At 64.0% G+C, this 20909-nt stretch carries 26 protein-coding genes and 2 pseudogenes; 12 read left to right on the forward strand and 16 right to left on the reverse strand.

The annotated features are described in order from the left end of the window. Nucleotides 1-93: 93 nt before the first annotated feature. From M1105_RS05400 to M1105_RS05440, 9 genes are all read right to left on the reverse strand, one after another. Complete coding sequence (locus tag M1105_RS05400) at nucleotides 94-894, reverse strand: beta-ketoacyl synthase chain length factor (RefSeq protein WP_249579320.1); 801 nt, start codon at nucleotides 892-894, stop codon at nucleotides 94-96. After that, a complete protein-coding gene (locus tag M1105_RS05405; protein ID WP_249579321.1) occupies nucleotides 891-2090 on the reverse strand; it encodes a beta-ketoacyl-ACP synthase in 1200 nt (399 codons plus the stop codon). Before M1105_RS05405 ends, M1105_RS05400 begins: the two co-directional genes overlap by 4 nt. Continuing rightward, nucleotides 2090-4306, reverse strand: coding sequence for an MMPL family transporter (locus M1105_RS05410; protein ID WP_249579322.1), 2217 nt, complete (start codon nucleotides 4304-4306; stop codon nucleotides 2090-2092). The genes M1105_RS05405 and M1105_RS05410 overlap by 1 nt, the downstream gene beginning before the upstream one ends. Further along, the gene (locus M1105_RS05415; protein ID WP_249579323.1) at nucleotides 4303-4827 is read right to left on the reverse strand and encodes a hypothetical protein; all 525 of its coding nucleotides are present in this window, start codon (nucleotides 4825-4827) and stop codon (nucleotides 4303-4305) included. Before M1105_RS05415 ends, M1105_RS05410 begins: the two co-directional genes overlap by 4 nt. 1 nt (nucleotide 4828) lies before the next feature. After that, nucleotides 4829-5737, reverse strand: coding sequence for an LpxL/LpxP family acyltransferase (locus tag M1105_RS05420; protein ID WP_249579324.1), 909 nt, complete (start codon nucleotides 5735-5737; stop codon nucleotides 4829-4831). Next, nucleotides 5730-6035 (reverse strand): hypothetical protein, encoded by a 306-nt coding sequence (locus tag M1105_RS05425; RefSeq protein ID WP_249579325.1) that lies wholly within the window; start codon nucleotides 6033-6035, stop codon nucleotides 5730-5732. The genes M1105_RS05420 and M1105_RS05425 overlap by 8 nt, the downstream gene beginning before the upstream one ends. Before the next feature lie 19 nt (nucleotides 6036-6054). Then, nucleotides 6055-6441, reverse strand: a complete 387-nt coding sequence (locus M1105_RS05430) for a hypothetical protein (RefSeq protein WP_249579326.1) — start codon at nucleotides 6439-6441, stop codon at nucleotides 6055-6057. A 69-nt stretch (nucleotides 6442-6510) separates the two neighbouring features. Next, on the reverse strand, nucleotides 6511-7263 hold the full coding sequence (locus M1105_RS05435) for a glycosyltransferase family 2 protein (RefSeq protein WP_249579327.1): 753 nt from the start codon (nucleotides 7261-7263) through the stop codon (nucleotides 6511-6513). Beyond that, nucleotides 7263-7994, reverse strand: coding sequence for a class I SAM-dependent methyltransferase (locus tag M1105_RS05440; RefSeq protein WP_249579328.1), 732 nt, complete (start codon nucleotides 7992-7994; stop codon nucleotides 7263-7265). The genes M1105_RS05435 and M1105_RS05440 overlap by 1 nt, the downstream gene beginning before the upstream one ends. Nucleotides 7995-8210: 216 nt before the next feature. Here M1105_RS05440 and M1105_RS05445 point away from each other — a divergent pair, with 216 nt between their 5' ends. Both M1105_RS05445 and M1105_RS05450 read left to right on the forward strand, forming a co-directional pair. Next, complete coding sequence (locus tag M1105_RS05445; RefSeq protein WP_249579329.1) at nucleotides 8211-9020, forward strand: lysophospholipid acyltransferase family protein; 810 nt, start codon at nucleotides 8211-8213, stop codon at nucleotides 9018-9020. A gap of 42 nt (nucleotides 9021-9062) precedes the next feature. Beyond that, on the forward strand, nucleotides 9063-9350 hold the full coding sequence (locus M1105_RS05450; protein ID WP_249579330.1) for a hypothetical protein: 288 nt from the start codon (nucleotides 9063-9065) through the stop codon (nucleotides 9348-9350). Nucleotides 9351-9664: 314 nt separating this feature from the next. Here the strand turns inward: M1105_RS05450 and M1105_RS05455 are convergent, their stop codons facing one another. Next, nucleotides 9665-10300, reverse strand: a complete 636-nt coding sequence (locus M1105_RS05455; RefSeq protein WP_249579331.1) for an MlaC/ttg2D family ABC transporter substrate-binding protein — start codon at nucleotides 10298-10300, stop codon at nucleotides 9665-9667. A gap of 118 nt (nucleotides 10301-10418) precedes the next feature. After that, entirely contained in the window at nucleotides 10419-11042 is a 624-nt protein-coding gene (locus tag M1105_RS05460; protein WP_249579332.1) for a hypothetical protein, read from the reverse strand. A gap of 326 nt (nucleotides 11043-11368) precedes the next feature. On the opposite strand from M1105_RS05460, the gene M1105_RS05465 reads away from it, so the two are divergent. Both M1105_RS05465 and M1105_RS05470 read left to right on the forward strand, forming a co-directional pair. Further along, complete coding sequence (locus M1105_RS05465; protein WP_249579333.1) at nucleotides 11369-12514, forward strand: biotin synthase BioB; 1146 nt, start codon at nucleotides 11369-11371, stop codon at nucleotides 12512-12514. Nucleotides 12515-12947: 433 nt separating this feature from the next. Then, a pseudogene (locus M1105_RS05470) lies at nucleotides 12948-13610 on the forward strand (PriCT-2 domain-containing protein); the annotation flags it as partial. A 52-nt stretch (nucleotides 13611-13662) separates the two neighbouring features. Here M1105_RS05470 and M1105_RS05475 read toward each other — a convergent pair. Next, nucleotides 13663-13806 (reverse strand): annotated as a pseudogene (locus M1105_RS05475) (IS6 family transposase); the annotation flags it as partial. 56 nt (nucleotides 13807-13862) lie between these two features. Between M1105_RS05475 and M1105_RS05480 the strand changes: the two are divergent. From M1105_RS05480 to M1105_RS05495, 4 genes are all read left to right on the forward strand, one after another. After that, nucleotides 13863-14114 carry a hypothetical protein gene (locus M1105_RS05480; protein WP_249579334.1) on the forward strand — a complete coding sequence of 84 codons (252 nt, stop codon included), beginning with the start codon at nucleotides 13863-13865 and terminating at the stop codon, nucleotides 14112-14114. An 80-nt stretch (nucleotides 14115-14194) separates the two neighbouring features. After that, a complete protein-coding gene (locus M1105_RS05485) occupies nucleotides 14195-15391 on the forward strand; it encodes a tyrosine-type recombinase/integrase (protein ID WP_249579335.1) in 1197 nt (398 codons plus the stop codon). Further along, a complete protein-coding gene (locus M1105_RS05490; protein ID WP_249579336.1) occupies nucleotides 15391-16065 on the forward strand; it encodes a hypothetical protein in 675 nt (224 codons plus the stop codon). Before M1105_RS05485 ends, M1105_RS05490 begins: the two co-directional genes overlap by 1 nt. A 68-nt stretch (nucleotides 16066-16133) precedes the next feature. Then, the gene (locus tag M1105_RS05495; protein ID WP_249579337.1) at nucleotides 16134-16334 is read left to right on the forward strand and encodes a helix-turn-helix transcriptional regulator; all 201 of its coding nucleotides are present in this window, start codon (nucleotides 16134-16136) and stop codon (nucleotides 16332-16334) included. Nucleotides 16335-16365: 31 nt separating this feature from the next. Here M1105_RS05495 and M1105_RS20610 read toward each other — a convergent pair whose 3' ends face one another. Next, complete coding sequence (locus M1105_RS20610; protein ID WP_264759500.1) at nucleotides 16366-16488, reverse strand: hypothetical protein; 123 nt, start codon at nucleotides 16486-16488, stop codon at nucleotides 16366-16368. 65 nt (nucleotides 16489-16553) lie between these two features. Here M1105_RS20610 and M1105_RS05500 point away from each other — a divergent pair, with 65 nt between their 5' ends. Genes M1105_RS05500 through M1105_RS20790 form a run of 4 tightly spaced genes read left to right on the forward strand, consistent with a single transcriptional unit; the run spans nucleotide 16554 to nucleotide 19260 of the window. Next, on the forward strand, nucleotides 16554-16940 hold the full coding sequence (locus M1105_RS05500; protein ID WP_249579338.1) for a hypothetical protein: 387 nt from the start codon (nucleotides 16554-16556) through the stop codon (nucleotides 16938-16940). Further along, on the forward strand, nucleotides 16937-18433 hold the full coding sequence (locus M1105_RS05505; protein ID WP_249579339.1) for a DUF3631 domain-containing protein: 1497 nt from the start codon (nucleotides 16937-16939) through the stop codon (nucleotides 18431-18433). Before M1105_RS05500 ends, M1105_RS05505 begins: the two co-directional genes overlap by 4 nt. A gap of 49 nt (nucleotides 18434-18482) precedes the next feature. After that, a complete protein-coding gene (locus M1105_RS05510) occupies nucleotides 18483-19100 on the forward strand; it encodes a hypothetical protein (protein ID WP_249579340.1) in 618 nt (205 codons plus the stop codon). Continuing rightward, nucleotides 19024-19260, forward strand: a complete 237-nt coding sequence (locus tag M1105_RS20790) for an HGGxSTG domain-containing protein (RefSeq protein WP_319936768.1) — start codon at nucleotides 19024-19026, stop codon at nucleotides 19258-19260. Before M1105_RS05510 ends, M1105_RS20790 begins: the two co-directional genes overlap by 77 nt. A gap of 48 nt (nucleotides 19261-19308) precedes the next feature. Here the strand turns inward: M1105_RS20790 and M1105_RS05515 are convergent, their stop codons facing one another. The 3 genes from M1105_RS05515 to M1105_RS05525 all read right to left on the reverse strand — a co-directional run bounded on the left by M1105_RS05515 (nucleotide 19309) and on the right by M1105_RS05525 (nucleotide 20909). Further along, nucleotides 19309-19707: a thermonuclease family protein gene (locus M1105_RS05515; protein WP_249579341.1), complete on the reverse strand. Its 399-nt coding sequence runs from the start codon at nucleotides 19705-19707 to the stop codon at nucleotides 19309-19311. A gap of 358 nt (nucleotides 19708-20065) precedes the next feature. Further along, nucleotides 20066-20401, reverse strand: a complete 336-nt coding sequence (locus M1105_RS05520) for an STAS domain-containing protein (protein ID WP_249579342.1) — start codon at nucleotides 20399-20401, stop codon at nucleotides 20066-20068. A gap of 169 nt (nucleotides 20402-20570) precedes the next feature. Next, complete coding sequence (locus M1105_RS05525) at nucleotides 20571-20909, reverse strand: STAS domain-containing protein (RefSeq protein WP_249579343.1); 339 nt, start codon at nucleotides 20907-20909, stop codon at nucleotides 20571-20573.

The following is a 20909-nucleotide window of genomic DNA, read 5'->3' on the forward strand; positions in this document are numbered from 1 at the left end:
GTCGCGAGGCACCGCACCCGCTGGGAATCCGAGGCAATCACCGACGCGATCAGTCGCATCGGGCCCGAATGGGGCATGCGGCTCAGGGCGTCCTCATCCATCGCGGCAGCCCGAAACCGTTATCCTCAATGCGTGCGATCCGGGTAGGTCCAGAAGGATTGCCCCATCCTCCGGCCGATGGATCCGGCGCAGGAGCGGGAGGAGCATCCGGACCGGGTTGCCATTGTCGGCAAGCCTCGGATCGGCCCCCGAGACGGATGGGGCCGTGGCCTCCTCGTCCGCCACGACCGCGAGATCGAGAGCCGCGAGGCTCTCGGGCCCCCGGCGCGGCGAGAGGGCGAAGGCCGCCGCCATCGCAAGTCCGAACGGGCGCTTGTCATGCAGCGGCGGCGGCATCGGCGCGTCGAACACGACCAGCCCGACCGGCCGGTCGTCGGTCAATGCCTGCATCGCCGCCTTGAGAAATCCGATGCCCGGCGTCGCGTCATAGGCCGCAACGCTGGTCATGGCGCCCTTGTTCGCGGCGGCGATCGACCAGTTGCCTTGGGCGGCGTTGTGGACCGCGTTCTGGAACCGCAGGGGCTGGATCATGATCGGGTCCGAGCGGAGCGCGAGTAGGATCTCGTTGAGCGTGCCACCCTCGCCCGTCGAGCTAGCAAAGACCCAGGGGCAATCGGCGGGCAACGCAGCCGCGATCTGCTCGGCCGCCATGATCGCGACGCGCGTCGCCTCGCTCAGCCTCAGCGCCTGGCGACGGGCGAGCGACGCAGGCATTGGCTTCCACTCGGCCTCGGGCGCGAACGGCGCGCCCTCGAGGTGGCCCCGCAGCGCCTCGGCCGTCGGCAGTCCCGGCGCGGCGAAGCCCACGCCGTCGATATGCAGTCGCGCCTTCATGCCAGTCCGAACAGGAGTGCGGAATTGCTGCCCCCGAAGCCGAAGGCGTTGCAGATGGCGCGGCGGATTTCCCCGGTCGATGGCCGCGCGCCGGGAGCGATCGCGAGTGTCGGGTCGGGCTGATCGAGGCCCACCGTCCCGGGCACGACGCCCGCCTCCATGGCGTCGAGGCAGAGCACCGCTTCGACCGCGCCGGCGGCGCCAAGCGTGTGGCCGATCATCCCCTTCAGCGACGCCGCCGGCGGGACGTGCGGAAAGACGGCCGCGACGGCCGCCGCCTCGGCGGCATCATTCGTCCGGGTCCCGGTCCCGTGCAGCTTGACGAAGCCGATCTCGGCGGCGGCGAGACCGCCGCGTGCCAGCGCTTCGCGCATAGCCGCCTGGGCACCCGCACCGTCCGGTGGCGGCGTCGACATGCTGACGGCATCCGACGTCTCGCCATAGCCGAGAAGCCGCGGTCCATCCCCCTCGCGCTCGATCAGAAGGAAGCCCGCGCCCTCGCCGATCGACAGGCCCTCGCGCCGGACGTCGAACGGCCTGCAGGGCGCGCGCGAGAGAAGCTCGAGCCCCTCGAAGCCATAGAGCGAGGTCAAGCACAGGCTGTCGACGCCTCCCGTCAGCACGGCGTCGCACAGCCCGAGACGGACCAGCTGCGCGCCATCGATCAGGGCCTTGGCCGCGGACGAGCAGGCGGTGGAGACGGTGTAGCCCACCCCTGCGATCCCGAGATGCTCCGCAAGGAACGCCGTGACGGCGTGATGGTCGTTGTGGTGCCGGAGCGAGTAGGCGGGATCGAGCGGCCCGTCCCCCGACCATCGTCGGTATACCTGCTCGAGCTTTTCGACGCCCGAGGTCGAGGTGCCGATCACGATCCCGACCCTGTCGCTGCCCCAGCGCGCGATCGCTGCCGCGACGCGAGCCGCGAACCCGTCTGCCTCGAGGCCGGCCAATGCAATCCGTGTCGCGCGGTTATCGTAGGCGGCCAGCCCACGCGGGAACGCGCCCTGCTCGATGCCGCTCACCTGCCCGATCCAGCACGGGATCGCCGCTCCGGGAAAATCGCAGGGGGTGAGACCGGATCGACCGCTGGACATCGCCTCGACATGCGCGTCCCGCCCGTGGCCTATGCACGACACGGCGACCCGCGCGGTGATGGCGAGTTCGTCGAGCGGGGGCAGGTGCGCGGTCCTGGTCATCAGCCGCGCCCGACGCTCCATTTCTGGCGAAGCGATGACGCGACGGCAGTCGCGGCCACACCGATGGAAACAGTCATGCCAATATCCCTTAGCAAGCCGGTGCCGAAAAATGCCATGACAAGGAACGCAATGAGCGTCGTGCTCGCGCACAAGCCGACCGAGCTCAAGGCCACGGCGGACGCCTCGGGATCCTCGCTCGACGTCAGGAAGATCCCATAGTCGATCCCTATACCTACAACAAGGGCGAGGGCGATCAGGGTGAAGACGCTGATCCCATCTCCCACGATGGCGAGCGAGGCGGCTGCGAGGGCGGCTGCGGCCAGGCATGATGCGAGAATCTCGACGACGGGTCTCACGCTGCGGAGCGCAAGGGCAAGAATGGTCGCGCATCCGGCAATGCCGATCAGGAAACAGACACCAATGCGCGCAATCAACTGGTCGAGCCGCTCCGAGAGCGCGGTCTGTTCGTCGATGAAGCGAACCCCGGAGAGTCCTCGGACGGCGTCCTCGATCCGGGCGGGGTCCGCAACATCCCAGAGGCTCACCGTCGCGACGAGGCGGTCGCCCTCGACCCGAACGAGGCGCGCGGACGCCAGCGGCCCGGCCATCGGCGCGACCTCGCCGGAGCCGAGTGGCGGTCCCTGCAGAGCCTTGCGGTACGCGTCGATGATCTCGGCGCCGAAGCCTTCGCGCATGCCGGCCTTGCGCAGGCCCCCTGACAGCGCGGCAGCGAAGGCCTCGACGTCCGGAAGCGACGGATCGTCGCCGCCGGGCAGCTTGTCTGCGAGCATCGAGGAGCGGCCGATCGCTCCGGCCGCGCGGGCTTCGGCAAGGACCTTCTCCAGCCGTCTCTGCTGGGCAAGAAGGCTGCCGAGCGTCGATGCTTCGACCTCGATTCGGTAGCGACCAGAGGGCAGGCCGATCATGCGATCGAGAGCGGCGATCGACTCCGTGACCGCCGACGGCAGTTCGAAGAGCCCGCGCGTGCCGGGCCCCGAGGAGACCGAGACGACGGCGCCCGCAACGAGGCCGAGTATGGCGAGAGCAGGCAGCTTCCAGCGTATCGCCGGCGGTGGGGTTCTGCGCGGGGACTGCCAGGCGTGCCTTGACTCGCCTTCGACGCCGATGGCGATCGCGGCGACCGCGGCGGCGGAGAGGCCTGCCGCGACGAAGAGCCCGACCTGCCCGATCGCGGGAATTCCGGCGCCCAGCAGGGAGAGGAAGGCAACGCCAGTCGTCGATGCCCCGAGCAGAATGAGCCGCCGCGTCCGTGCCATGTCGCCGCCTGTCCGTGCATGGGACAGCAGATGCAGCGGGTAGTCCAGCGCGAGGCCGGTGAGAGCGCCCCCGAACCCGAGGGCCACGACATGCACGCTGCCGAAGACTGTCTGGACCGCCAGCACGGCCCCCGCGAGGCCGATCGCGAGCGGGAGGCAAACGCGCGCGAGCGAGAGCGCGGATCGCAGGACCGCGACGAGCCAGAGAAGGAGCAGCCCGCCGCCAACACCGGCGACGATCTTCGAGCTTCGCTCGAGACCGGCGCTGACGCGGGCCGCGATGGGGCGCGGACCGACCATGATGGCCTCGGCGCCCGCATGCTCCACATGCTCGATGATCGATCGGTCGAGCGCTCGTTGCGCATCGACGTCGAACGGGCGGGCCGCGAGCTCGATGGTGACGAGCGCCGCCCTGTCATCGAGCGACTGCACCACCCCGTCAGCGACCGGCAGGCCGCCGCCGGCCGCGAGGGCCAGGGCTTCGATCAGGCGCCGAAAGCTGCCCGTCGGATCGAGCAGATAGTAATGGGCGAGCCCCCCGCCGCCGACGCTGGTGAGCGCCGCCCGCGCCGACATCAGCTCCATCGTCATGGCCTCGGATGCGAAGGCCGGAGGCGGCGGCGGCGACAGCGTGAACCTCTCGCGCCAGAGCCAGTCCGCGAGGCCCGGCGGCGGGGTCATGACGCCCGCCGACGCGCGCGCAACCATCGGCTCGTCCGCCAGATCCTCGACGATCGCCCGCGCGATCGCGTTGCGCCTCTCGCGGTCCGCATCGACGACCGCGAGCAGCGCCGACCGCCCGTCCGCCGTGTCGAGCGCCGAGACGATCGATCCGTCGTCCCCGAGCAGAGCACGCGCGTCGGTGTCGATCTCGGCCGTCGCGACCGCCGCGGCCGCAAGGCCGAGGGCGACGAGGGCAGCCAGCGAGAGCCGCGTCATGGCTGCCGGTCGAACAGGATCAGACGGCGAACCGCGCCCGGCTCGCGGATCTCCATCCCCCGCAGTTCGGCACCGCAGCCGATCAGGAAGACCGGCAGATATTCCGGGTCGTCGTGCACGGCCAGCCGAAGGCGCCAGAGCGGTCGCACCTCAGTCAGTTCGGGCGCGTATTCCGCGGCCACCGATCCGACCCTTCCCGACATGACGGCGCGCAGCGCATCGAGCATCCGTCTCGCCTCGGGCGGTATCGGAAGCAGGTTCGCCGCATCTTCGGGAAACTCGCGCACGGACACGAAATCCTTGCCGATCTCGCTGATCTCCCGCCTCGGGGCCGCCTGCTCCTTGATCAGACGGCCGTCTGGCGTCACCCACATCAGGCCGTGCGCCCGTTCCGGCTCGGCCAGCGCCGGGTGGTGGACCTCCTCGCGGTAGGCGATGGTAGCCGCGCTGTCGATCCTTAGCCCCTCGAGGGTCTCGGCCGCGCTCGCGGGGGATGGGGCGGCGCAGGCACCGAAGGTCATCTCAGCGCCATATGTCGAAGAAGTTGAACCAATTGTAAGGATGACGGCGGCACATTTCGCCGAGAGCATCGGCATAGCGCTGCGCCCACTCGCGGCACTTCGCGTCCCGCTCATGGCGCGGAACGGGCGATCCGTCATGCAACTCCGTGAAGGTGATTTCATAGGTTCTCCGACCGACCCGGGGGGCGAAGCAAAGGATGATCGGCGCCCGCGCCAGCATGGCGCTTACATAGGGCGCGCGGGGAAACCGCGCAGGGCGCCCGAGGAACTCGACCTCGACTTCAGCACGCGGGTTCCTGCGCTGCGCCCGGTCGCCTAGGAAGGCGACGAACTGGCCTTCTTCGAGGGCGCTGCAAGCCGCGAGCATGGCGTCGATGCCATCCCTGAGGGGAATCACCTGATGCGCCAGTTCCGGGTTGATCCCCTCCAGCAGCCTTGAGGTCTTCTCAGCATTGTCCTCGAACATCAGGTAGCGCACCGCAAGACCCGGGAGGGTCCGATCGAAGGCTCTCATCGCCTCGAAGCTGCCGAAATGGGCACCAAGAAGCACCGCGCCCCGTCTCTGCGCATGCAGACCTGCAACGAGCCCCTCTCCGCGCGCGCGCAGGTCGAAGGCCGGTGCCCCGTGGGACAGCAGCCCGACCCGGTCGAGAATGACATGGGCGAAGGTCCGGACCTGGCGATGCCGGTCGGAGAAACGCGGCGCGCGACCGAGCACGGCCGCGAGATAGGCTTTCGCGCCCGTGGCGGAAGCATGGCTTGGCAAGGCCGCAAAGTAGAGCGAGATCAGCCAGATCAGCGGATCGGTCACCTGCGGCGGCGCGCTCTGGGCGATGGTGCGCATCACGCGAAGTGCCAGTTGGCTGCCGCGCTCGGGCTCGCGAAGCCAATCCGGCGCGGCGTCACTCATCGATCGGCCGGATGACGAGGCTGGCAGTGGCAAAGATACCTTCGCCGTCGCTGAACTCGGCGCGAAGGCCGGAGCCGCGCCGGCCGATGGTCACCTCGAAGGACACGTCGGGCCGCAACGGGCGGATGAACTTCATTCGCTGAACATTCACGAGCCGCTGCCCACGCTCTTTCAAGCCGGCGGCAAGAAAGCCGAGGATGATCGCACCCGGCACGATCGGATTTCCCACGAAGTGCCCATCGAGGAACGGGCTCTCCGCCCGGAAGGAGCCAACGAGCGGGCATCTCAGATTTTCCATCGGTTCTCGGCTTCTGGCCTCAGCCTGCCTTCATGACGGCGATCTCCGCCAGAATGTCCTTCTGAAGGTTGGAGATCCAGGAGTTGTAGTTCGGATGAATCTCGCCCCGGCTGGCATTGTAGTTCAGGTTTTGAGACGACTTGTGCCGGATCGAGAACGACTCGGTGTCGAAGGTGACATCCACTGTCGCGAAGTGCTTGTTGCGAACTGCGACATCGCCAACGAGATGCCCCGGGCCCTCTTCGGTGAACGTCCAGCCCCGTTTTGCACCGGCCCGGATGATTGCGGCGCGGTAGTCATCAAGGGTGAAGGTCTTCGATGCGGTCGTCGGTGCCGCGGCGTAGGCGACGTCTTCGGCGTCGTAGATCGGCGCAGCGCGGCAACCAGCCATTGCCAGCGCGATCACAAGGACAGCTCCCGATAGAAACGACTTTATTTCATCCCCCAATTTCAAATACTTCTGATTGTGGTCAGGCTATCGCACTGCGCGGAGCGGGATCAAGAGACGGCTGGGGCTCAACCGCGTCCGCCAGAGCAGGCGGGTGACAACGCGCGCGATCTCGAGCGTATCGACGATTGGCCGGAAATGGCTCGGCCGCTGCTGAAAGCCGTGATACCGGGCGCGAATCGGAACGCGTGCGAATCGTTTTCCCGCGAGCGCAGCCCGCAACAGAATGGCCGTCTCGAACACGAAGCGCTCCCGTTCGCACTGCGGCACGTCGAGTTCCGCAGCGACGGCCGCGGGGTAGAGCCGCATGCCGCATTGCGCATCCCGGATCGGCCGCCGAGCCGCCCAGCCGATGAAGAAGTCCCCGAACCCGATCGCCGCGCGCCTGCTGAAAGGGATGGACATCCTGTCGGATGAGCGGTCGCCGAGGACCAGCGCCCCGGGATGAGCCTGGGCTGCGGCAAGGAAGGCGGGGATGTCGTCGGGATCGTGCTGGCCGTCCGCGTCGAGCGTAAGCACGCCATCCGCCCCCCGGGCGGCCGCATGCGCAAGGCCCTCGGCGAGCCGCCAGCCCTTCCCTCGGTTGAGCTTGTGCCGGATGATTTCCACGGGCAGGCCTTCAAGCGCCTCGGCCGTCGAATCGGTGGACCCGTCATCGATCACGATCACGTCGCTTGCATGCCTGAGCGCGCCCTCGGCAATGGCCCGAATGGTCTTTTCCTCGTTGTGGGCGGGGATGATGACCGTCCAGTGCGGACTGTCCCGCGCGACTTGCGGCATCAGCGCACTGCCTCGTATTCCGAGAAGCAGCCGAGCAGGACGCGGTGGGTGACGGGACTGAAGCCGGCCTCGCGCATGATCTCGGCCACCTCCTCGCGCCCGGTCATCTGCTCCATCGTCTCCCAATAATACTTCATCAGCCTGTGCGCCTCGCGATTACGGCTGAAGACGAGCGTCAGCGTTGGGAGAATGTGCTTGAAGTAGGCCTTGAAGAGAAAACGCCCCACGGGATTGTCCGGGATGGTGACGTCGAGCACCAGCGCCTTTCCTCCGTCCTTCAGCACGCGGCGGAACTCGTGGAAGGTCTTGTCGAGGTCGTCGACATGGCGAAGCGCGAAACCCATCGTGAGAAAATCGAAGCTTTGGTCCTCGACCGGCAGGTTCTCCGCCGTGGCCTGGTGGTGGACGCAGGGCACGGTCTTGCGCGACTCGGCGATCATCCCGGCCGACGGCTCGACGCAGACGATCTGGCTGGGGCTGTCGAGCAGCGACATCAGCGCCCGCGCCACTGGGCCTGTGCCCGAGGCCACGTCGATCACTCGCATGTTCCGCTTGAGGCCCGCACGCTTCAGGACATTCCGCCGGTATAATTGACCCGAGCCGAACCACCCCCACTTCGCGATGCCTTCGTAATATGGTGCGGTGCGATCGAAGATCTCGCGAAGGAAAGCCTGCTTCTCGTCAGGGCAGGAATAATACTGGCCAATGACATAGGGTTTACGGTTTGTCACTGATCTCAATCCCTCTCAGCAACCGGGGCGCCTGCCTCGGGGCCCGTGCACGCAATCTCGGGCGGCTTGGTGAGGACTGCACAGCCGGGTGGGAAGTGCAAGGCATTGCGGAGCCCGCACGCAACTTTTGCTCCCGCCTCCCGGGCGGGGTAAGCCGAGATATCCGATTCACGGACACAGCTTCAGGAAGGCATGGCGAATCTCGCTGACGTTTCCATGGACGGAGAAGCGAAGCGGATCGGCCGTCTTGTCGGCGCCGCGCGCACGCGCCTGTTCGAGGTCGCGATCCTGCTCTGGAGTCTGCCGTTCGGGGTGCTGATCCTGACCCTGTTCCAGGTCTGGCGGCCCCCGCATGTCGTCCGCCGCGCGCTTCGGCTCTGGTCGACGGGGTTCATCGCGGCGGCACGCTGGATCGTCGGCGTGCGCTACGTGATCGAGGGACGCGAGAACATCCCCGACGCCCCTGCCATCTTCGTCTGCAATCACCAGTCCTATTGGGAGTCGATCGCCCTCACGGCTCTGATCGCCGACATCAATGTCGTCTCGAAGGCCGAGGCGACCGGCATTCCCGTTTTTGGCTGGGGCTTGCGGCACGCGCCCATGATCTTCGTCAATCGTGACCGTCGCGGGACCAACCTGCGCCGCGTGCTTCGCGAGGCCAAGGCGACGCTGAGCGAGGGCAGGAGCATTCTGATCTTCCCCGAGGGCACACGTGTGCCGCCGGGCGGCCGTCGCACTTTCGAGCGGGGGCTGGAAGCTCTCTATCGGTCGTCGGGTGTGCCGGTCATCCCCATCGTGCACAATGCCGGGCTGCTCTGGCTCGACGGGTTCCGGACCAAGATCCCCGGTCTCGTTACCCTTCGTTTCTGCACGCCCGTCGAGCCGGGCCAGAGTTCGGCGGCGCTGATGCAGGAACTCGAGGTGTTCATCAACGTTGAAAAGGATCGGCTTCTGTCTGTCGGTTTGCAGATGGACCAGCGGCCGTTCCCTTTCGAAGGTAGCCCCCTCGAGCCGCATCGGCGCTGATGGCGCAGGGGTGGCTTCGGGCCAGTCAGGATGGAGATCAGCATGCAGTCGATCCACCCGTTCGCCATCGGGATCGTTCTCGGCGCGCTCGCCGCCGGATGTTCCGGCGATCGCGCCGATGTGGGTCTGGGCCCCGCTTGCGCCGGCGGGCTGGAGGCGGGCTATCGCGAACTCAATCAGGCCGAAGCAAGCGGCCTGAGCGGGAGCGTCAAGTGGAGCAAGGCCGCCAGCCTTCTCGGGGCCGCGAAGGTGCAGGAACAGTTCGGCGAATACCAGAATTGCGTCATCAAGGTTCGCGAGGCTCGGGCTTTCCTGCGCGAGATCAACTGACGGGCGATGCTGCATTGCAGGCGTGCTGAAGCACTCGCGCCCTGGGCGGGAACAAGCAATGCCACCGGAAACGGACCGTCTCGTAGCGCGCATCGGTGCCGCGCTCATCCGGCACATACTCGACATTCCCCAGCGAGAGAGGGAACCGGATGCACATCATCTCGGCAAGGCGAATGATCTAGGCGCTTCCTTGAAAGCCCCTGAACCGGATCGGTTTGCTCGTCCCAGGACGCGGCGAACCCGGGCGAGCCGGCCCAACGCCGAGCTTTCCTACGGGGCCGGGCGGGCGGCTCCGTCTGAAGCCCGACGAGCGCTCAGTCCCCGATGCCAATGCCATCGAGTTCTGCAATGGCTGCGTCAATGTCGCCGCGGTGCTTCTCGACGAGTGCGCCGACGATCTCGCGCTGAGTGACCGCAAGAGAGATACCCTCGACGACCAGGTCGGATATGGCGATCTGACCCGACCTGTCGGAGACGAGCCAGTTGACCGAAATGGCGAGCGCATCGAGTGGGCGGATCTCGCTTTCGATCATGATCCCCTTGGATCCTGCATCGTGGGCCTTGCCGAGAAGGACATACTTCCTCAAGTCCTCCACGCTGCCTTCGAAGGAACGGAAATAGCCGGCATAGACGCGCGAGACATAGCGCCCGAACGCCGCAACGAACCGCTCCTGCTGCCCTGCGGCCATCGTGCGCCAGTGGCGGCCTGCCGCGAACTTTGCCAACTGCGGGAGCGCAGCTTTCTCCCGCAGAATGCGGTTCAAGCGGACGGCCGTCTCGCCTCTCGGGAGGCTGGCGACGATCAGGGCAAGAATTTCGTCAATCGTCGCATCCACATGGGCTCGCGCCGCCTCGGGTCCGAACGTCGTCGCGCGGGCCGGGGTTTGGAAAGCCAGAACAGCGAGACCGGAAACAAGCATCGTCCTTCGCGTCAGGTCGTTGCCCGGCATGATCTACTCCCTGCTTCGGATCTCCTTGGCAGTCACCAATCGAGGGGAATGTCTCCGCTGCCCTCCGCCTCCCATCTTCGCCCCCCTTGAAAGACAGGAAACCACGGAAGTGCCCTGGCTAGCCAAGGGCTCCTGCGATTGAAGGCCTGGCCAACAACTCCCCGAAAAGGCGCTTCGCCTCGGCCGTAACGATCCGGTTCTTCCCGGCCTCAAGTGACCAGAACCCCTCGCCAGTGCCCCTTGTGCCTTGTATTCGGTCCTCGCCCAGTAGCCTTCCAGACCGGTCATAGACCTGCCCAACGAGGTTCCAGTGAATGGTCACTTGCGCGTAATGATCCGACTTCCACTCGAGCATCTCGATCAGAAGGAATCGATCGGCGGCCGTCCCCTTGAACTGCTCCAACGCAGCGTCTGCGCTCGCACCGTTCGGCAACCGGATGATCTCCACCTCGGTGCCCGCAGCGGCGAAGGAATTGGCGAGGAGGACTGACAGGTCGTCCGCCAGAGGCGCGCCCGATGCGGTGGTAACATTGTATGGGATGCCGAAGCCCGCACGCTGCAACCCGACGAAGTCGGGGCTCTTGTCGCCGCTCAGGACATAGGGACGATGATCGGTAACGGCGACGGCGAGCGTCTCCGCCGAACTCGCCGGCACCGGGGCAGAGGCCGCACGATAATCGTATTCGTTGCCGATGGCGCAGCCTGCGAGGGTCATCAAGGCGAACAAAATTGCCAATCTCACCGGATTTTCCTTTGACGTTCTGACCGAGGTAATTTCAATCTCGATAGAGCCACCGAGAGAAATTCACGTGCAACATATTTCTACGGTTTTGCGCCCGCAAATTGCGCAGACATCGAGAATCGCTGGGAATTCATGCTCGAGGCGCCGCAGAAGGCGGACAAGCATCCCCTCCCCAAGAAAGGGCTGGCGGGCCCGTTGATCAGCGATGCTGCGCGCCCAGACGTCGCTTTCCGATGATGGAACACGCTTGAGGAACCGAGATGACGACCGCGCCAGCCCACAGCTACCTCCCGGCCCGACGTCGAACGCGTCGTGCGATTGCCGGGATGCTCGAGGCGACCGGTGCCGCGCAGCGAAGGCTCTTCGACGAAGCCTCGGAGGTGCGCGATACGTTTTTCGGGAGAACCGCGGTTGTTCGTGGCGTTATCGAGATCACAGACGTTTGTGTGAAGTCCTGCCTCTATTGCCCGATGCGTGTGGAGAACCGTTACCAGCGGTACTTCCAGCGCTCGGATGACATCTTGCAGGCCACCGACGCGATCCGGCAGGCAGGCCTTGGGGTCGTTGCCCTTCAGGGCGGCGAGACACCGGCATCAACCACCCTCGCAACACGACTGATACCTGCAATTCGCCAGGCCTTCGACGACGATGTCGAGGTTCTTCTCTGCCTGGGGGACAAGAGCCGTGCCGACCTGGAACGCCTGAAACGCGCCGGCGCGGATAGTTATATCCTCAAGCAGGAGACGGCAGATCCCGAGCTCCATCTCACCATGCGCGCAGTGCCACTCAGTTCACGCCTCGGCTGCGCGCACGATCTCGTCGCCTTGGGCTTTCGAACCGGAATGGGAGCGATTGTCGGGCTTCCGGGTCAAGGTACGGCCTCGCTGATCGAGGATGTATTGCTGCCCGGCCGCATCGGGGCGCAGATGATGAGTGCGTCACCCTTCATCCCTGCAGCCAACTCCCCCCTGTCAGGCGCGTTGATGGGAGACTTGGGTCTCACCCTGAACATGCTGGCGGTCATGCGCCTCTTGCACCCCAGTGCATTGATACCAGCCGTCAGCGCACTGGAGAAACCGGAGCCGGGCGGACAAGTGCTTGGATTCGCGGCGGGAGCGAACGTGATCACGATCAACTTCACACCCGAAGAGAACCGGCAAAAGTATGCGATCTACGGCTCCGATCGTTTTGTCGTTCGCCGCGAGCACGCGCTTGGAACGTTGCGAAAAGCCGGTATCGAGCCACTTTTCGGACGCGACGCATTGGCGTCTATGACCTGCGGGTCGACGCAGGGCGTGCCGCGCGAGCGTGGGCCGCAAAGCATGGGCGTCGGCTCCATACCGCTCAAATTCTGCGGTTCAGACGGGCAGGTGCGCTTTGAACGCGCCAGCAAGGGTCCCAGCTTTCGACAACGTGGATGCTCGGCGGATGCTGGAGCTAATCTGCGGCGCATACGCGACGGGCGAGATTGAGATTTGCGCTGGGAATGTCTTTGAGGGCAGCTGGGCGCGTGGGGCGCGCCATTTCAGGGCCAACCAGATCGACGAGATGCTGGCCTATGCGGCGGAAGTGAATGCCGCGGAGGGTGTCTGCGTTTACATTGGCCCCGCCCGTCGAGAAGGCGCCCCAGAAGATGCACGAGCCGAAGCATCGCACGTCGTGGGGTCCCGGTGGATATGGCTCGATTTCGATCACGAAGGCGGGGTGAAGGAAGCGCATGCAAGGCTTCAGGAATGGGGCGTGCCGCCAACCTTTTGGGTCACGACCGGCAGGGTGCCGCACGTCCGTGCTCAGGCGTTCTTCCTTCTTTCCGAGGAGATCGATCGGGATCGTCTGAACCGACTACTGGACCGAGCGGTCGCTGCTACGAATGCGGACACGGGAGCGAAGGGTGCGAACCGCGTCATGCGGTTGGCGGGCTCTCTGGCCTGGCCGAAGACGGGCAAGCAGGGGCGCGTGCTGGAACTGGTTACGCTGACTGAGCGAGAGGGCGTAAAAAGCTACGATCCATCAGATTTGGAGAAGGTTTTTGCCTCGCACCCCGAAGATGAGACGGGCGGAAAGCGGCGGGCAGACGCGCTCATCGCCGATGGCACGGTCGACAGCGCCAGTGACAGTGGCGAGCGCGTCCTCGCTCTTCTCAGGGCATCGCCGAATACGCTGGAACGCGATGATTGGGTCAGAGTTTGCCATGCTCTGAAGGCCCACTTTGGCGTTAGGGCGCGCGAAGACTGGCTTGCGTTCTCGGCGCGCTATGCTGGGCAAAATACTCCCGGTGAAGCGGAGCGTGTGTGGGACAGCGCGAAGCCGAACGGAAGCCTTTCACTGGGCTCTGTCGTGTATCTTCTGGGCGGGTGGACGACCTGCTACAGGCAGGCTGCGCAAGCGCCGACGGCTCTGCAGACGTCGTCTGCGGCAACGATCCGGCCAACTCCACTCACCCTGCCAGACCCGACGGCTCTGCCGCCTCGCCGCTGGCTCTACGACCGGCACCTAATTGCGGGCTTCGTCTCGGTGACGGCTGCTCCTGGTGGCGTTGGGAAGTCGTCTCTAGCGCGCGTCGAGGCAGTCGCAATGGCGTCCGGTAGGGCCCTTCTCGATAAAGCCCCACCACGCCCGTTGACCGCATGCCCTCGACGCGTCGTTTCTGGATCTCGGCGGCGAACATCGGGCCAAATCGGTGCCACCAGAACCGCACTGTTTCATGGCTGATGTCGATGCCCCGCTCGTGCAGCAAGTCCTCGACGTTCAGGAGCAAGAGCGGGAGTGCCCGCGCTTTTCTCGGTTCCCCCATATGATCATCGAACCTGTGGGAGAGCAGTGGCGAGCACTTCCACGCAAAGAGGGGTGATCGCGAAACACTGTCGTGGTGGAAGGCAGGTGGAAGATGAGGCGCCGCTCGCGCCTCAAGATAATCTTCAAGCCATTGATTTATTTGGTGAGCGGGGTGGGGATCGAACCCACGACCAGCTGATTAAAAGTCACTGGGATTTAGATTTATCGCCATTCCTGTTTATTCCCTCAAATTCCATTATATCATTAAAAGCAGTGATTTGGCTTCTTGTCGATTGACCTGCATTCCCTCATATTCCAGTGATCTAGTGATATGGTGGTGACATGGAGCCCCCTGTGTCACCGCGTTGGAGAGCGGGATGTCCCTCACAGCCAAGAAAGTCCGAGACGCTAAAGCGAGCGATCGCACGCGGATCGAGTGGGATGATGAGGTTAAGGGCCTCGGGCTCCGGATCACGCCTGCGGGGGTGAAATCATTTGTGCTCAGTTACAGGGCCGACGGGCGCAAACGCCTCATGACCCTTGGCCGGGCCGCGGAGATGTCACTCGCCCGGGCGCGGGCTCTGGCTTCGGAAACGAAGATCCAGATCCGCGGTGGTGGCGACCCTCTGGAGGAACGCTCTGCGCGGCGCCAGTTGCCAACGGTCGCTGAGGGGGTCGAGCGCTTCTTTTCAGAGTATGTGCCAAAGCGCATGGCGATGGGCCGGATGGCCGAGACGACGCGGCGCGAGTATTTCCGGCAATCCAACACGTACATTCTGACGAAAATTGGGAAGCGGCGGATCTGCGATGTCACGCGCCACGATGTGGAAAAGGTTCTGGCGCCTCTGCCGCCAATAATGGCGAACCGTGTGCGAGCGCTGGTCTCGCGCCTATTCACCCTGTTCGAGCACTGGGAGTACCGGCCGCAGCACACCAATCCTGCGCGCGGCATCGAAAAGGCAGTGGAAGATGCGCGGGACCGCACTCTTTCGGAGAGCGAGTTTTCCGTGCTTGGACGGGCTCTGGACCAACTCGATGGCAACCAGGGCGCGATCCTGGCCATACGCTTGGCGGCGATCACGGGACTGCGGATCGGTGAAATAAAGAACATGAAGTGGGAGGACGTTGACTTCGAAGGGAGCTTCCTGACCCTGCCGAAGACCAAGACCGGTCGACGCATTCACACGCTGCCCAGTGCAGCTCTTGCGCTTTTGGCTGACGCCCCGAGGATCGGCGCTTGCGTGATTCCAGGTCGGGACCCTGATCGTCCGCTCGACTACACCAGCATCCGCAACCACTGGGACCGTGCCTGCGACGCCGCCGGTATCAGGGGCGCGCGTCTGAATGATCTGCGGCGCACCATCATGACGGAAGCCGCAGCACTCGGCGTTGGCTCGCATCTCCTCCGCGACATGGTTGGCCACAAGACCACCGCTATGGCCGATCGTTACGCGCGGCGCGCCGGGGCGCCGCTTACCGAGTTGCGCGAGAGGATGGGCGCCAGCATGGCTGCGAAGCTCTCCAACTCCCCGGCAGCGGATTTGCACGCTTTACCATGGAAGAGGAAAGACTGATGGGGCGCAAGCCAAACCCACCAGTTGTGCCAGTAGAGGAGCTTGAGCGCCTCAATGAAGATTTAAAGGAGTTAAAGTCCGATTTTCAATTTCAGTGCCTAATGGAAAGATTAGAATATCTATATTCTAGAAATGAAATTTCGCTATTCGGATATTATGCGGAGATACTTTCTTTCATAACGTTGACGTCGGTGACTGATCCGGAATGGGTGAGGGAGTTTTCAGAGATCACCAGCCGTTACAAGGGTTCTCAACCAACAGTCACGATTCCGCTCGCGATGCTTGGCGCACTCACAGAGGCATGGGGCAGATATCGGGAGGCCGACCACAATCTTTCGCTTGGAAGAGCGGCGGGAGTGGAAGCTAAAGGGAAAGCAAGCGGCCAAGGCTTGTCAAACGATCGGGACGCTTTCAACGCCCTTGAGGTCGATGAATACCTTGCCTTGCAAGTCCTTGTAACCCAATCGCATCTCGGACAAACGGGGAAGATGATCAGCGTTGGTAAGGCAATCGACGAGGTCGCCGTCCAATTTGAGGGCTACGATGGTCCCGGCCGGGTCGGAAGGAAGCGCATTGCGCGCGCGCACAGAGAACACGGACAGCGGCTTCTCGATCGACTTCGAATGACGGGCGCAGAGATAACCTACCCGAACCTCGAGAAGTCCGAGGATTAATACGTCCACTCATTCTTCGCATTGTAGTCGCATCCCCGCCCGTAGCTGGGCTTTCCGGAGGATGCACCGTGAAGATAGAATCTGACTGCTACTATTCGCCGTCAGCCAACGAGATGCGCACGATTGGCGCCGTTCAGACCCTCGCCCGCTGGCGGCACGAGGGGAAAGGGCCAGCTTACATCAAGTCCGGCTCCCGCGTGCTTTATCTCGGAGCCGACGTGCTTGCCTGGCTTGCCGCTCGCCGCGTCGAAAACGACGAGGTGGCCTGAGATGTCCCGCACCGGAAACCCCGGGCGCGGTCTAATCCACCGCGCCGGTGCTGAAATGACCTTCCACAGGGGGCATCGGGTCGGTCGCGAGCATCGTACGGCTCCGGTCGATCTCCATCACGCGATGCGCCTTGAGCGCCTGCGTCGCCTGCACCTTCTCCTAGGGCCGCTCGCCGCGCTCATCGCCACACACGCCTACGATGGAGGAGGGCGGTGAGGGTGGAGAAAGTGATGAATGCCATCCGGCAGGCGTTAGAGCTCTTGCCGGCGTCCTCCGAGCCAGGCCACGCCACGCCCGGGGCGCTCGCTCATGGGGTCGGGACGATATTGCGGGCGTGGTTGCAGCCTGGGCAGCGGAGTTTGCTGGCGCGCGCCTCGATCGAAAGCCTTGATCGTGATGAGGCCGAGGAACTCCTCGCGGCGATGGAGGAGGCCACACACGCCGGGCCCCCGATCGCGCCCTTCGATACGATCACCGCAGAGGCTGAGAACTGGGCCGCTCTCGCGCTCCTCGGCGAACGCAGGGCCTACTTCGCCGCGATCTGGCGGCGCTTTCCGGGCGCAGAGAAAGCCGCCTTTCTCCGCGCGGCGAGGGACGCGGCATGACCTTCGACTGGCCAAACGCACTTGAGACCGATGCGGTCCCGATCGCCGATCCAAGGCCCGACGCGGAGGCTCGGGCGAAGCAGCTCGCACTTCTTCCGCGGCTGGAATACGAGCAGTGCCGCGAGTCCGAGGCAAAGGATCTCGGCATTCGTGTCAGCGCCCTCGACAAGGCGGTCGTGCGTCATCGCGAGAGCGGCGGGAATGACGACGCGGACCAGCTTCAACTCGTCGAGGTCACGGAGCCCTGGCCCGGGCCGGTGAGCGGATGTGACCTTGCCGAAGACATCCGTCGCGCCCTCTTCGCCCATGTCGTCTTTCCGAGCGAGGCGGATGCAGACGCAGCGACCCTCTGGCTCATCGGAGCGTGGCTGATGGATGCTTGGCGGCTCTGGCCGAAGCTTCTCATACAGAGCCCGGAAAAGCGGTGCGGCAAGTCCACCTTGCTCGAGGTCGTCGAGGCGCATGCCTGCCGTCCCATGATGACGGCGAACATCACCGCGGCGGCCCTCTTCCGGGTCATCGAGACCGCCCGCCCGACGCTCCTGATCGATGAGGCCGACCGGTTCCTCCGCGATAACGAGCAGGCGAACGGCATCATCAACGCGGGCCATACGCGGCGGACGGCGACAGTGATCCGCACCGTCGAGGTGAACGGCACGCATGAGGCCCGCAAGTTCTCGGTTTGGGGTGCCCAGGCCATAGCCTGCATCGGCCGGCAGATGGACACCCTCGAGGATCGCGCGATCCGCATCGGCCTCCGCCGAAGGCTGGCATCGGAGAGCGTGTCCGCGCTCCCGGTCGACTACTTCGAGCAGAGGGCAATCGTGCGGCAGAAGCTGCAACGCTGGGCAGCTGACAACTCCCGCCGTATCGGCGACCTCGATCTCGTCCCGCCGGCCTGCGGCAACGACCGGGCGCAGGACAACTGGGCGCCGCTTTTTCGCATCGCCACGCTGCTCGGCGACCCCTGGCCTGAGCGCGTGGCTGCAGCCTACCTCCTGAAGGAAGCGGTCGATGAGGACCGCGACGAGCGCGACGGTGTCGTGGCGATCCGGGACCTGATGGCGCTCTTCGAGCAGCACGCCTGCGAGCGGCTCCAATCCTCCGAGCTGGTTGCCTGGCTCGTCCAGATGGAGGACCGGCCGTGGGGAGAGTTGAAGCAGGGGCGCCCGATAACGGCCATCAGTCTCGCCCGCCTCCTGAAGCCCTTCGGCATAAAGCCGAGGCAGATGAAGTTCGGTACGTATGGCGCGAAGGGCTACCAGCGGTCGGAGATCCGCGACGCCTACGACCGGTACTGCGCCACGATGCCCGATCGAGTCGAAACCCCGAAACCGACCAATGACACCAGTGGCTTAGGCCATGCTCAACCCGAAACCTGCACCTATCAGGTTTCGGTTTCGCCCGCCTCTAACGCTCTGACAAACAAAGAAAGTTTCGAGGTTTCGGATGATGCTTCCGGGTTCCGGGACGACTGGCGGGACTTTCAGTGACACTGGCGCGGGCGGCCATTCACCGAACACGAACAGCGAGGCTGACACTATGAAGAGAAAGAAGCCCGAGACCGAGAGCAGGCGCATCGACTCGGACAGTCCGGCGCAAGGTCACGGCCGCCTCAAGAGTTTTGGCGGGTCCGTTTGCGACGATTGGAACGAGATCCTGATCAAGCAGGTCGGCAACGCGCTCTGGCTTGAGCCTCCCGGCCCGAAGAGGCAGGAGCAAATTCAGGCCGCAGTGATGGGCCTCGCGGGAATCGAACCGAGAGACGAGATTGAGGGCATGCTCGCAGCCCAAATGATTGCGGCGCATCATGCTTCGATGGAGTGCTTTCGACGAGCGATGATCCCCGAGCAGTTCAGCGAAGCGCGCAAGGAGTGTCTCAACCAGGCGAACAAGCTATCCCGCACCTTCTGCACTCTCCTCGAGGCACTGAACCGCTATCGGGGGAAAGGCCAGCAGAAAGTTACGGTCGAGCATGTCCACGTTCATGCGGGCGGGCAGGCAATTGTCGGCCATGTCGAACGCTCTGGGGGAGGGGGGCGCGCGATATCGGAGGAACAATCCCATGCAAAGCAGATTACCGATGCACCTGAGCCGCCGTTGCGGTGCGAGGACAAGGCGCGGGAGCCAGTGCCAGTCACCCGCGATGACGAACGGTAGGTGCCGCATGCATGGCGGCGCGTCTTCCGGGGCGCCCCCGGGCAATCAGAATGCCCTCAAGCATGGGCATTACAGGGCCGAAAACATCGCGCAAAGGCGGCGGGCGTCGGCATTTCTGAGGGCGATGGCAAAACTTGTCCTGACGCTTGAAGACGGCTGAGGCGGGCCGCTCACCGTCAGGTGCTCACCAGACAAACAAATCCTGACGTCATTGGCAGTACCCGGGAAGCTTGAGTCCGTTGTCGGGAAGCTCGGCCAAGTCGCGCCGTCCGTAGCGTGGGCAATGCCGCGCGGCACCCGCCTCGATCATGGCGCGGGCAAGGTCGCGACCATCCGCGTTCTGGCAGTCCGCGACGATCCGTCCATACCGGTCACGATCCACGGCTCGGCAGGTGATGGGCTTGCGCCCGACTATCGCGGCGAGCGCGGCCTTTGCCTCTCGCCCGCGTGGCTCGTCCATCTCGGGCGCATGCAGCGCGTGAAGCCGGATACGAACATCGCCAAGCGCCAGCGTGTCGCCATCGATCACGCGCGGGACGCCTCGGAGGTCCGAAGCGACGGCGATGCAAGGAACGCTGATGAGAAAAATGAACGTGGCCGCGCGCATGCGCCTCGCCTAGCATGGCTGCACTGGACAACAAAGTCGCTACGGTCGCGCTAGCGGGCTTGCCGTTAACTTCGGGGGATCGACGCTCGGACCGGACGACGCCATTTGGGACGACGGAGAATGGGTTAGTTGGGATTTCATCAACAGCCATCTCGCAGAGTTGGAAATGCGAGAGCGCTACCCGAACGCGGATCTCTCCCTCGTCAACCTGTTCAAGGAATTGCTAGGCCGTGTACTCATAAACGGCGAAGTCGGATTTCGATTGCTGACCGGACATGGGGTGCAGGGCCGACAAGGTCGGAGTTGCGGACAAAGCGGACGTTCGGACACAAAGTCTTTGTTCGTCAATCAGATTGACTTAGGTGAACGCCGCCAGCGCCTCGTTCTCATCAGGGTACAGGCTCACCAGACTTGTAAAGCCGGATGTTTCGAGAACCTTTTTAACGGACTCGTTTGCGCCGCAGATCCTCATCTGACCGTTTGAGTTCTTGAGCACCTTGGCCGCAACGAGAATACTTCTCAGCCCGGCGCTGCTCATGAAATCAACGCCCTTGATGTTGAGCAGCAGCTTGTCTGCCCCTCCTTTTACCAAGTTCACCAAGGAATCCATTACCTCGCCAGACGTCGTGCTCTTAATCTCGCCCTTGAGATAGACAAAGGTTATGCCCGCAACTTCCTTTGTTCTGATTTCCACTTCTCTTCGCCCCACTTCATATTGTGATGGTGTATCGGACTTTGCAGTGCCCGGTTTCGAGCGCTCAGTTAATAATCACTTCCCCGGCAGAATATCTCATGCTCCTTCGGTGTTTCCTGGCTAAAGTTTCCTTTTAATTCGGTTCCGGGAAAATAACTGCGCTAACCGGCTACAAGTCCTTTATAGCGTCCTCTTCATTCGGATATATCGGGAAGAGCTTTGTGAAGCCCGACATCTCGAAGACGGACCTCGTAGACGGGTTCATCGAGCACACAATCAGCTTCATACCCTTGCCACTCAACTTCTTTCCGAGCGCAAGAATCACCCGTAGTCCGGTGGAAGCGATGAAATTCACCTTCTCGACATTTATCACCACGTGCTTTGCCTCATTCTTCATGAGTTCAAGAATTTCGGCTTCCACGTCCGGACTGGTATTGGTTGTCAAATCGCCGTCCACATAGATCACTACAGCCGCATCTGTTGAACGGTGGGTCACTTCCGTATGCAT

Source organism: Thermohalobaculum sediminis (genome assembly GCF_023487995.1).
GTDB lineage: Bacteria > Pseudomonadota > Alphaproteobacteria > Rhodobacterales > Rhodobacteraceae > Thermohalobaculum > Thermohalobaculum sediminis.

Excerpts from the sequence above, each read along its gene's own strand:
- M1105_RS05400 (WP_249579320.1), bottom strand. The coding sequence starts at position 894 with ATGAAGGCGCGACTGCATATCGACGGCGTGGGCTTCGCCGCGCCGGGA.
- M1105_RS05405 (WP_249579321.1), bottom strand. The coding sequence starts at position 2,090 with ATGACCAGGACCGCGCACCTGCCCCCGCTCGACGAACTCGCCATCACC.
- M1105_RS05410 (WP_249579322.1), bottom strand. The coding sequence starts at position 4,306 with ATGACGCGGCTCTCGCTGGCTGCCCTCGTCGCCCTCGGCCTTGCGGCC.
- M1105_RS05415 (WP_249579323.1), bottom strand. The coding sequence starts at position 4,827 with ATGACCTTCGGTGCCTGCGCCGCCCCATCCCCCGCGAGCGCGGCCGAG.
- M1105_RS05420 (WP_249579324.1), bottom strand. The coding sequence starts at position 5,737 with ATGAGTGACGCCGCGCCGGATTGGCTTCGCGAGCCCGAGCGCGGCAGC.
- M1105_RS05425 (WP_249579325.1), bottom strand. The coding sequence starts at position 6,035 with ATGGAAAATCTGAGATGCCCGCTCGTTGGCTCCTTCCGGGCGGAGAGC.
- M1105_RS05435 (WP_249579327.1), bottom strand. The coding sequence starts at position 7,263 with ATGCCGCAAGTCGCGCGGGACAGTCCGCACTGGACGGTCATCATCCCC.
- M1105_RS05445 (WP_249579329.1), top strand. The coding sequence starts at position 8,211 with ATGGACGGAGAAGCGAAGCGGATCGGCCGTCTTGTCGGCGCCGCGCGC.
- M1105_RS05450 (WP_249579330.1), top strand. The coding sequence starts at position 9,063 with ATGCAGTCGATCCACCCGTTCGCCATCGGGATCGTTCTCGGCGCGCTC.
- M1105_RS05455 (WP_249579331.1), bottom strand. The coding sequence starts at position 10,300 with ATGCCGGGCAACGACCTGACGCGAAGGACGATGCTTGTTTCCGGTCTC.
- M1105_RS05465 (WP_249579333.1), top strand. The coding sequence starts at position 11,369 with ATGCTCGAGGCGACCGGTGCCGCGCAGCGAAGGCTCTTCGACGAAGCC.
- M1105_RS05485 (WP_249579335.1), top strand. The coding sequence starts at position 14,195 with ATGTCCCTCACAGCCAAGAAAGTCCGAGACGCTAAAGCGAGCGATCGC.
- M1105_RS05490 (WP_249579336.1), top strand. The coding sequence starts at position 15,391 with ATGGGGCGCAAGCCAAACCCACCAGTTGTGCCAGTAGAGGAGCTTGAG.
- M1105_RS05505 (WP_249579339.1), top strand. The coding sequence starts at position 16,937 with ATGACCTTCGACTGGCCAAACGCACTTGAGACCGATGCGGTCCCGATC.
- M1105_RS05510 (WP_249579340.1), top strand. The coding sequence starts at position 18,483 with ATGAAGAGAAAGAAGCCCGAGACCGAGAGCAGGCGCATCGACTCGGAC.
- M1105_RS20790 (WP_319936768.1), top strand. The coding sequence starts at position 19,024 with ATGCACCTGAGCCGCCGTTGCGGTGCGAGGACAAGGCGCGGGAGCCAG.
- M1105_RS05515 (WP_249579341.1), bottom strand. The coding sequence starts at position 19,707 with ATGCGCGCGGCCACGTTCATTTTTCTCATCAGCGTTCCTTGCATCGCC.
- M1105_RS05525 (WP_249579343.1), bottom strand. The coding sequence starts at position 20,909 with ATGCATACGGAAGTGACCCACCGTTCAACAGATGCGGCTGTAGTGATC.